Source organism: Microbacterium sp. P2_F9 (genome assembly GCF_056403635.1).
This window is the reverse complement of record NZ_JBFUFC010000151.1, coordinates 1-9,337: the sequence shown is the minus strand read 5'-3', so window position 1 is coordinate 9,337 and position 9,337 is coordinate 1. Positions and strand designations below refer to the sequence as shown.

Genomic DNA, 9,337 nt, shown 5'->3' with positions numbered 1-9,337 from the left:
GTCCTATGGACTCCGGGCCTTCCGCTGTTGTGGCGCCTGTCAAGGGCCTGCCTCGCCGTCCCGTCCCCGGCCTACACTCGACCTGAGCCGAGGCAGGGGGGTTTCGGATGCCGTTGGATCCGTTCTTCGACGAGCGCCTGCGCGTGCACCGCAGGCACCTGATCGACAAGGCCGTCGGCGCGATGCGTGCGCGAGTGGCGACGCTCGGCCGATTCTGGCACGCGCCCGCCCTCCCAGCGCCGGCCGCGGCGACCAGTGACACCGCACAGGCCGCCTCCCCAGCGGGCCTCAGCCCGAACGCTCACGCCAGGGCGAAGTATCGCCGTGATGCCCTCGCGTGGGACCGCAGCGAATTCCGCACCGTCGGAACCCCCGGCCCCGACGTCAGAACGGCGGAATACCACGTCGAGGTTCCGGGGCATCCCACCGTGCGGGTGCGCATCTACTATCCCGGCGAAGCGGCCGGTGCGCCCGTGCCGGCCGTGCTGGCCTTCTTCGGCGGCGCGTTCCGCATCGGGGGAATCGACTATCCGACGACGGATGCCGCCTACCGCCGCCGCACCGTCGACGCCCAGGTCGCGGTCGTCGCGGTGGACTATTCGCTCGCTCCGGAATATCGCTACCCGGTTCCCGTGGAGCAGGGATACGCGGCGCTCGTCTGGCTCTTCGAGAAGGCCGACGAGCTCGGCGTCGACCCTGAGCGCATCGGGGTCGCGGGCACCTCGGCGGGGGCCAACATCGCGGCGGCGGTGACCCTCGTCAACCGCGACCGCGCGCAGCTCCCGCTGCGGCTCCAGGTGCTCGAGGTGCCCGTCGTCGACCTCACCGGCGCTCACATCGACTACGCCGCGACGCGAGAACTCGGCATCCCTCGCCCGATCGCCCTCCGCGAACTGCGCTCAGTGGCGCGGACCTACCTCGGGAGCCTCGACCGCGGGCTCGAGCCGTACGCCTCGCCGGTGCGGGCCGCGTCGCATGCGGGGCTGCCGCCGGCGGTCATCCTCACGGCCGAGTATGACCCGCTCCGCGGCGACGGCGATGCGTATGGCCATGCCCTGCGCAGCGCCGGCGTCGACGCCAGTGTGGTGCGCTATCAGGGCGTGATCCACGACACCGCGATGTTCACCGGCGTGCTCCCCGCCGCCCGCCGCTGGCACACCGACGTCGTCGCGGCACTGCGCCGGCTGCACGGGGACTGACCGGCGCTGGTGTCGCAGGCTGACGGGAGAAGGCCCGGGGTCAGCTGACCCCGGGCCTCCCGGATCCCACCGCTGGAACCCCGGCCGAGACACCACTCGACCGTCGAGACACCACGCGGGGCCTGGAGTCTCGACGGCGAAGTGGTTTCTCGCCTGGTTCGCGGGGGATGCGCCTACTTCTCGACCTTCTCCGTGGCGGGAGCCGCCACGTGGGTGGTCGCCCACTCGAGGGCGTAGTCCGCGATCTCCTCCCAGCCGTCCTGGCTGACCAGGCGGTGGGTGCGACCCGGGTACGTCTTGTAGTCGACGACCGCGGGGCTGCCCGTCTTCTGATACTTCTTCACGATCGCCTCGCCGATTGCCGGCGGCACGACGTGGTCGATCCCACCGGTGATGATGAGGAGCGGTGCGCGGTCGGTGCGGCTGTAGTCGACGTGGGTCACGCCGCCCTTCTCGTTGAGCACCGAGAGCACGCCTTCGAAGAAGACCCGGTTGTAGGAGTTGACGGCGAACTCCTCCCAGAGCTTGTCGGACTCGCTGCGGGGCAGGTCGTTGCCGAACGTGAAGTGGAAGTGGCGCTTCGATAGCGGCTTGGCGCCGTTGCGGCCGAAGGGGTTCGAGAGGATCGGCGTGCCGGTCCACAGGGTCGACAGCGGGAGGGCGGTGACGCCGGCGGTCTGTCCGGGGGCGACGCCGACATATGCGACGCCGAGGCCGCGGTCGGCGAGCATCTGCGTGATGACTCCGCCGAACGAGTGCCCGATGATGATCGGCTTCTCGGGCAGGTCCTTGATGATGCGCTCGTAGTTGTCGGCGATCTGCTTGAGGCCGATCCCCTTCAGCGCCTCCGGGTTGTTCCGGATGTCTTCGACCGTGCGGTCGTCGATGCCGGGCCAGCCCGGGACGATGACCTGGTGGCCGGCGGCGCGGAAGCGCTCGGCCCAGGTGTCCCAGCTCTTAGGGGTCATCCAGAGGCCGTGGATGAGGACGATGGGGGTCTTGGTCGTGGTGGTCATTTCAATCTCCTGTGGGTGTTGCGTTGCGGTGGGTTCGGTGTTGCCGGTGAATCTCTCAGCCGGTCCTGCTGGGCTGATGTCTGCTACGATAGACCGAACGTTCTATCTATACAAGAGAATTCCCAAACATTCTCGAAAAATCTCGGAAATCCCTGATGGCACCGGTCCCACCCGCAGACGCGGCGAGTACGAGTGGCACGATGGTCAGGGCAGGAGGCCCCACATGAGCACCACCACGGACGTCAAGGTGTCCCGAATCTCCCCCGCCCGGCAGCGCCTGCTCGACGCCGCGACGGACCTCTTCTACCGCGAGGGCATCCACTCGGTGGGCGTCGACCRCATCATCGAGGCGGCCGGGGTCACGCGCGCGACGATGTACAAGCAGTTCGGCGGCAAAGAGGACCTCGTCGTGGAGTATCTCCGCGGTGAGGACGCACAGCTTCGGGGTCTCTTCGCTGCGGCCTCCGGGCTGTCGGACGATCCGGCCGTGCTCCTCGACCTGACCATCGACGGGATCGCCGCCGATATCCGCGACCGGCACACGCGCGGGTGCCCCTTCATCAACGCCGCCGCGGAGTACGCCGACGAGGGGGCTGTGCGCGATGTCATCGGCAGCCACCGCGCGTGGTTCCGCGGCACCCTCGAGCAGCTGGCCGAGGCGGCCGGGCTGTCGGAGCCCGACGAGGTCGCGGCATCCCTCGTCCTCCTCCGCGACGCTGCCCTCGTCGGCGGCTATCTCGACGGCGAAGACCGGGTCGCTCCGGCGTTCGCACGCACCGCGCGCGGCGTCATCGCAACCCACCGGTCCTGACCGTTTCCGGCGTCTACGCCGGCCGGCCTTGGGCGGGCCTCAGGTACACACCGCGAGAAACCACGAACCTGCCGAGACATCACGCGGGGCGTGGCTTCTCGGCCGGAATGTGGTTTCTCGGCCGGAATGTGGTGTCCCACCGGCACCCCACCCGGGCCCGCGGCCCCCGGAGTCGAACCCACGGATCGGCGCTCGAACCCACAGAAATCGGCGCCCTCGGCATGTGGGTTGGGTGCGCGACGTGTGGCCTCAACCCGCGTCACAGCCGTCACATAAGCCACATCTGCCCCMGACACGCCGGGAAGAACGTCGAAAAACCGCAGAAATCCGCGGTTTGCCCGGCGTTTTCGGTTACATTCGAGGCGGTCGATCCGACCAGCCGGGCGGCGCTCGTCACCCGGTCCGAGCAATGTAAGGCGGCCGTCGCGCCGCCTTGGAGGACACCACATGGCCGACAAGTCCATCACCAAGACCGAACTCGTCGCGAGCATCGCGAGCGCGACCGGACAGAGCCAGTCCGCCGTCTCGGGCGTGCTCGACTCCCTCTTCGCCACGGTCTCCGAGGCCGTCGCCAAGGGCAGCAAGGTCTCGATCCCGGGCTGGATCGCGTTCGAGCGCGTCGAGACCTCGGCCCGCACCGGCCGCAACCCGCAGACCGGCGAAGAGATCAAGATCCCCGCGGGCCAGCGCGTCAAGGTCACGGCCGGCTCGAAGCTGAAGGCCGCGGTCAAGTAGCCGACTGATCTGAGGAGGGGGATGCCGCGACTCGCGGCATCCCCCTCCTGCATGTGCGGCGGCCGCCGCGATCCCTCACGCTGTCCAAACCGCCATCCGCGGCCGTTGCGTTCGGGCGCGTGAGGCGGTTTCGACAGCGCGAGCCGGAACTTCGAGCCCGGCGGGGCGTTTCGTCTCGCTTCGCTCGCTCAACGAGCGGGGGTGGCGCGGGCCGGATCAGCCACAGGGCCCGCGCGCTTAGGGTTGATGGGTGATCCCGACGCCCCCACCGCACGGCGCTGCCGCGCCGCGCGGAGCCTCGGGCGGCGCGGGCAATCCCCGGGCCCTGCGCCTCGCCGGCCCCCTGATCCTCGTCACCGCAGCGCTCGCCGCGCTGGTGTGGGGTCTCGCGTTCGGCGGGGGAGCGGCTCCGCTGGTCATCGGCGATCCCGGTCCGTTCGTGCGGTGGGGCCTTCCGGTCGCCCGGCTCGGCGTCAATCTCGCCGCCGCCGGGATGGTCGGGGCGCTCGTGACCGCCCTGTTCTCCCTGAAGGCGGGGGAGCGCGAGTTCGACACCGCGCTGGATGCGGCATCCGTCTCCGCCGCCGTGTTCACCCTCGGGGCCGCCGCGACCGGATTTCTGACGTTCCTCGACGCCTTCAACCCCGTCCTGGACGCCGGTCCGGAGTTCGGCGCGCAGCTCGGCCGGTTCCTGGTCGAGACCGAGCCCGGCCGCACCTGGCTGATTACGACCATCGCCGGCGCCGCCCTCACGATCCTGGCCTTCGCGGTGCGGTCCTGGACGGCGACCTTCTTCACCGCCCTGCTCGCGGTGGCGGCCCTCGTGCCGATGGGCACCCAGGGGCACTCGGGCACCGAGGCGAACCACACCGCGGCGATCATGGCCCTCGTGCTGCACATCATCGCGGCGGCCGTGTGGCTCGGCGGGCTGCTGCTCATGGTCATCATCCGGCCGATCGTCGATCGCCGCACGATGGCCGCGGCCATGGCACGCTACTCGAGCATCGCGCTCGCGGCATTCGTCGTCGTCGCGATCGCGGGCACGGCCCGTGCCGCCATCGGCGTCGGGACGTGGGCCGGGCTCGCCAGCCCGTACGGCGTCATCGTGCTGGTCAAGGTCGTGGCGCTGCTCTCCATCGGCATCCTCGCGGCCTACTACCGTCGCCGCCAGATCCCGCGGATGAAGACGGATGATCTCGATACAGGCGCTGCGCGCCCACTCGATCCGGCGGCCTCATCCCGGCGCTTCTGGTCGCTGATTGCGCTCGAACTGGCGTTCATGGGGCTCGCCAGCGGCGCCGCCGCGGCGCTCGGCCGCACACCGCCGCCGACGAACTCGGGGCTGCCCGAGATCCGCACCCCGTCGGAGATCCTCACCGGCGCCGCGCTGCCGCCCGAGCTGACGATCGACCGATGGTTCACCTCATGGAACTTCGATCTGCTCTGGGCCTTCGCCGCCGGATTCGGGATCTTCTTCTACCTCGCCGGCGTGTGGCGGCTGCGCCGCCGCGGTGACCGCTGGCCGCTGTACCGCACGGTGCTGTGGACGAGCGGGTTGCTCCTGCTGTTCTGGGTGACCTCCGGCCCGGTGAACGCGTACCAGGAGTACCTGTTCAGCATGCACATGGTCGGGCACATGCTGCTCTCCATGGCGATCCCGGTGCTGCTCGTCGCGGGGGCGCCGGTCACGCTGGCCGCCCGCGCGGTGCGCAAGCGCAAGGACGGCACCCGAGGCGGGCGGGAGTGGATCCTCTGGGCCGTGCACTCGCCGGTCGCCCGGGTGCTGACGCACCCGTTCGTGGCGGCCGGGCTCTTCATGGGCTCGCTCTGGATCTTCTACTACACCGACATCTTCCGCTGGACGCTGTACGACCACCTCGGGCACGAGTGGATGGTCGCGCACTTCCTGCTGACCGGGTACCTGTTCGCGCTCAGCCTGATCGGGATCGACCCGGTCGCCTACCGCCTGCCCTACCCCGGGCGGCTGCTCCTGCTGATCGGCATCATGGCGATGCACGCCTTCTTCGGCATCGCGATCATGATGCAGAGCGGGCTCATGGTGTCGGAGTGGTTCGGCACGATGGGCCGCACCTGGGGCGCCACCCCCCTGGAGGATCAGTACGTCGGCGGCGGCGTCGCCTGGTCGATCGGCGAGATCCCCACGCTCATCCTGGCGATCACGGTGGCGATCCAGTGGAGTCGCAGCGATGCGCGCGCCGAGCGCCGCAGCGACCGGCAGGCCGACCGGTCGGGCGACGCCGAGCTCGAGGCGTACAACGCGCACCTCGCCGAACTCGCCGAGCGCGAGGCCRGCCGGCACTGAGCGCGCGGGCCGAAGCCCGTCAGGGGGTGAGTCGGCGTCAGCTCACGCGGCGTCACGACCGGGGTGCGGCATCCGGATCCTCGTCCTGCGGCGCCTTCAGATCGGTGCGCAGGGTGCCGGTGATCTCGTCGACGGCGGCGCCCACGGTCGAGGCGAAGCGGTCGGGGGTGAACCGGTCGGTCAGCCCGTAGCTGCGCATGACGTCGAGCACCGGCGATTTCATCTCGGCTATGATCAGCCGGATGTCGTGGGCGATCAGGTAGTCGTCGAGCTCGATCAGCTCGTCGGCGGCCGTCGTGTCGATGTCGGTGATCGGCTCCGCCGCCAGGATGACGGTGTGGATGCCGGGACCGGCGGCCTTGACGCTCGCGCGCACGAAGTCGTCGAAGACGGCGCCGTTGGCGAAGAACAGCGGGGCGTCGAACCGCACGATGACGACCCCCGGGATGCGCTCGCCCTCCGGCTCTCGCGACAGATCGTGGTAGCCGCGCAGGCCCGGCACGCGTCCGAGCTCGGCCTTGTAAGGCCGCCAGGACTGATTGATGAAGGCGAGCAGCGACAGGATGATCGTCACGATGATGCCCTCGAGCACGCCGAACACGATCACGCCGAGGAACGCGGCCAGCGAGAGGCCGGCATCCACCTTGTCCATGCGCCACAGCGCCCGGAGGCCGCGCAGGTCGATCAGGCCGACCGCGGCGCCCATGACGACCGCCGCCAGCACCGCCGAGGGGAGGAACTCGGTGAGCCCGGGGGCCAGCAGGATGAACCCCAGGATGAGTGCGGCGCCGACGACGCCGGTGAGCTGCGTGCGCGAGCCCGCCTGTTCGGCGACCGGGGTGCGCGACGACGACGCCGAGACCGGGAACCCGCCGAGGAGTCCGCCGGCGATGTTGGCGAGGCCGATGCCGGACATCTCCTGACTCCCGTCGACGCTCTCGCCGCGGCGGGCGGCGAAGGTGCGGGACAGCACGGCGCTGTCTGCGAAGGCGACGAGCGCGATCCCGGCCGCCGGGAGGGCCAGCGCACCGACGTCGGACCACTGCAGCCCCTCGAGTGCGGGCGCGGGAAGGCCCTGCGGCAACGCGCCGACGACCGGAAGCGCGTCGGACAGCCCGAGGACCCCGGTGAGGACCATCGACAGGACGACGACGACCAGCACGCCCGGTATGGGGGACTTCACGCGCTTGAGCACGAAGATGACGATGAGCGAGCCCACGCCGAACGCGACAGCGAGCGGCTGGACCTCACCGCCGGCGATCGCGCGCGTGATTTCGACGACCTCCTGCCACATCCCCTCGGCGTCGATCGAGAAGCCGAGCAGCTTCGGGATCTGCGAGATGATCACGATCAGCGCGATGGCGTTGAGGTAGCCGACGCGGATCGGCTTGGACAGCAGGTCGGTGACGAACCCGAGGCGGAGGATGCCGCCGATCAGCAGCATCCCGCCCACCATGATCGCGAGGAGACCGGCGAGCGCCACCGCGCGCTCGCCGTCGCCGAGGGCCAGCGGGAGGATCGACGCGGCGATGATCGGGGCGAGCGACGAGTCCGGGCCGAGCACCAGGATGCGGGACGGCCCGAAGATCGCGTAGGCGACGAGCGGCACGATCGTGGCGTAGAGGCCGGTCTCCGGCGGCAGTCCGGCGACCTCGGCGTAGCCCATGCCCGCCGGGATGAGCAGCGCGGTCACGACGATGCCCGCCCGGACGTCAGGCCACAGCCACGCCCGGCGGTACTGCTGGGCCGTGCTCAGGCCGGGCAGCCACCGGCTGATCCCCTTCGACGTCATCTCAACCTCCGCTCCACATCATGGCGGATGCGCGGGCGAGGCAGCGTGCGCCGGACCCGGTGCGAAACGGTCCAGGCGGTGAAGTGGTGCGGAACAGTCAGCGCGGGTCGGTGCTGTCGACCACGATCGAGGCGCTGCCGTTGGGAAGAACCGTGATCGTGCCGGTCATGAGGAACGGCACGTCTTCGCTGACGTGGCGGATGGAGCCGTCGAACAGCGATCGGATGTCGACCTCGATGTGCGCGGTCGCCTCGGTCTCGGGGATCTTCCACCCCGCCCCATCCGGCGTGAGGGTCACCGTGGGCTGCTGCGCGATCGCCCAGACGGGTGGCGACACGATGCGATCTTCGACCTGGTAGCCGAACGGGCACGCGGTGGGCAGCAGCACGTCCTGGGTGGCGCAGTCGGTGAGGAACTCCTCCACCCTGGACTGCACCACGGCGACGAACTTGTCGGTCGCGGCGGCCTGCACCTCGATCGGGGTCGCCTTCATCGGGCTGTCGGAGAGCACCGCGACCCCCGGCGAGGATGAGATGGCCGAATCGACCGACACCGAGTAGATCCCCGGTGAGAACGCGAGCAGGGCGAGCGAGGCGAGCGGGTCGGCGTCCACGCCGTCCGGCGAGACCTGCCGCTTGTCGACCTCGAACCCGTTCACCTGGAACGACATCGAGCCGCGCACCGTGAGGTCGATGACCGCGAGCGGGCTCGTCGCGAACCGCCAGGTCGGGGCGACCCCGATCATGCCATCGCGTTCCACCCGGAAGGTCGTCGTCCCCGGGTAGGGGCCGGCGGAGTAGGCAGCCGTGACCGAGGTGATCCCGTCCTCTCCGGTCGTCGCGGAGACGATATGGATGTCAGTCAGCGTCGCGAGGGCGGCGCGACGCAGCAGGGCATCGGATGCCTCTGCCGGCAGTCCGGCAGCCTCCAGCTCGGCGGAATCCAGCGCGACCCCTGGCATGGCGAGCGCATCGGCGGCGCCCCCCTCGGCGAGCGTGTCGAGGTACCGCTCCACGAAGGCGCTCGGGCTGTAGAACTGCTCGTACAGCACGGCCACCGCCGCGGTGACGGCGCCCACCAGCAGCACGCCGACGAGCGCGAGGAGCGTCAGATCGAGCGCGAGCCGAGGTCGCCGGCTTCGCGGGGCCGCGGCATCCGTCGGTCCTGCTGCCATGGCATCAGCCGGCGCGGGACCCGCGTGAGGGCTCGCCGCGGGATCCGGGGGCGCGTCTCGCTCCCCCGGAGGATTGCCGATGACCCCCCGGTCCACAGGCACAGTCTAGAAACCCGCTCCTGAGTGTTCCCGCTATGTGACCGTTCGTGCCGGGCGGACGTGCACATGCTGGTTAGCATGAATCGGTGACCGCCCCGCCTCTCTCCGCCGAGCAGGAGGCGCTGTTCCGGCTCATCGAGGACACCCGCGAGCATGTCTTCGTCACCGGGCGCGCGGGGACGGGCAAG

At 70.2% G+C, this 9,337-nt stretch carries 7 protein-coding genes; 4 read left to right on the top strand and 3 right to left on the bottom strand.

The features are described from left to right. Positions 1-107 precede the first annotated feature (107 nt). Entirely contained in the window at positions 108-1,199 is a 1,092-nt protein-coding gene (locus AC1DVT_RS14610; RefSeq protein ID WP_477389753.1) for an alpha/beta hydrolase, read from the top strand. A gap of 173 nt (positions 1,200-1,372) precedes the next feature. On the opposite strand, the gene AC1DVT_RS14605 is transcribed toward AC1DVT_RS14610, so the two are convergent. Next, positions 1,373-2,215, bottom strand: a complete 843-nt coding sequence (locus AC1DVT_RS14605) for an alpha/beta hydrolase (protein WP_477389752.1) — start codon at positions 2,213-2,215, stop codon at positions 1,373-1,375. Positions 2,216-2,438: 223 nt separating this feature from the next. Here AC1DVT_RS14605 and AC1DVT_RS14600 point away from each other — a divergent pair, with 223 nt between their 5' ends. The 3 genes from AC1DVT_RS14600 (at position 2,439) to AC1DVT_RS14590 (ending at position 6,084) form a co-directional block, all read left to right on the top strand. Further along, a complete protein-coding gene (locus AC1DVT_RS14600; RefSeq protein WP_477389751.1) occupies positions 2,439-3,026 on the top strand; it encodes a TetR/AcrR family transcriptional regulator in 588 nt (195 codons plus the stop codon). Between the two features lie 447 nt (positions 3,027-3,473). Beyond that, the gene (locus tag AC1DVT_RS14595; RefSeq protein ID WP_457099690.1) at positions 3,474-3,761 is read left to right on the top strand and encodes an HU family DNA-binding protein; all 288 of its coding nucleotides are present in this window, start codon (positions 3,474-3,476) and stop codon (positions 3,759-3,761) included. A gap of 343 nt (positions 3,762-4,104) precedes the next feature. Then, on the top strand, positions 4,105-6,084 hold the full coding sequence (locus AC1DVT_RS14590) for a bifunctional copper resistance protein CopD/cytochrome c oxidase assembly protein (RefSeq protein ID WP_477389754.1): 1,980 nt from the start codon (positions 4,105-4,107) through the stop codon (positions 6,082-6,084). Between the two features lie 52 nt (positions 6,085-6,136). On the opposite strand, the gene AC1DVT_RS14585 is transcribed toward AC1DVT_RS14590, so the two are convergent. Both AC1DVT_RS14585 and AC1DVT_RS14580 read right to left on the bottom strand, forming a co-directional pair. Continuing rightward, on the bottom strand, positions 6,137-7,876 hold the full coding sequence (locus tag AC1DVT_RS14585) for a SulP family inorganic anion transporter (RefSeq protein WP_477389750.1): 1,740 nt from the start codon (positions 7,874-7,876) through the stop codon (positions 6,137-6,139). Positions 7,877-7,973: 97 nt separating this feature from the next. Then, positions 7,974-9,050 carry a hypothetical protein gene (locus tag AC1DVT_RS14580; RefSeq protein ID WP_457099688.1) on the bottom strand — a complete coding sequence of 359 codons (1,077 nt, stop codon included), beginning with the start codon at positions 9,048-9,050 and terminating at the stop codon, positions 7,974-7,976. Positions 9,051-9,337 lie beyond the last annotated feature (287 nt).

Coding starts and splice junctions, on each gene's coding strand:
- AC1DVT_RS14610 (WP_477389753.1), top strand. CDS start 108: ATGCCGTTGGATCCGTTCTTCGACGAGCGCCTGCGCGTGCACCGCAGG.
- AC1DVT_RS14595 (WP_457099690.1), top strand. CDS start 3,474: ATGGCCGACAAGTCCATCACCAAGACCGAACTCGTCGCGAGCATCGCG.
- AC1DVT_RS14605 (WP_477389752.1), bottom strand. CDS start 2,215: ATGACCACCACGACCAAGACCCCCATCGTCCTCATCCACGGCCTCTGG.
- AC1DVT_RS14580 (WP_457099688.1), bottom strand. CDS start 9,050: ATGGCAGCAGGACCGACGGATGCCGCGGCCCCGCGAAGCCGGCGACCT.
- AC1DVT_RS14585 (WP_477389750.1), bottom strand. CDS start 7,876: ATGACGTCGAAGGGGATCAGCCGGTGGCTGCCCGGCCTGAGCACGGCC.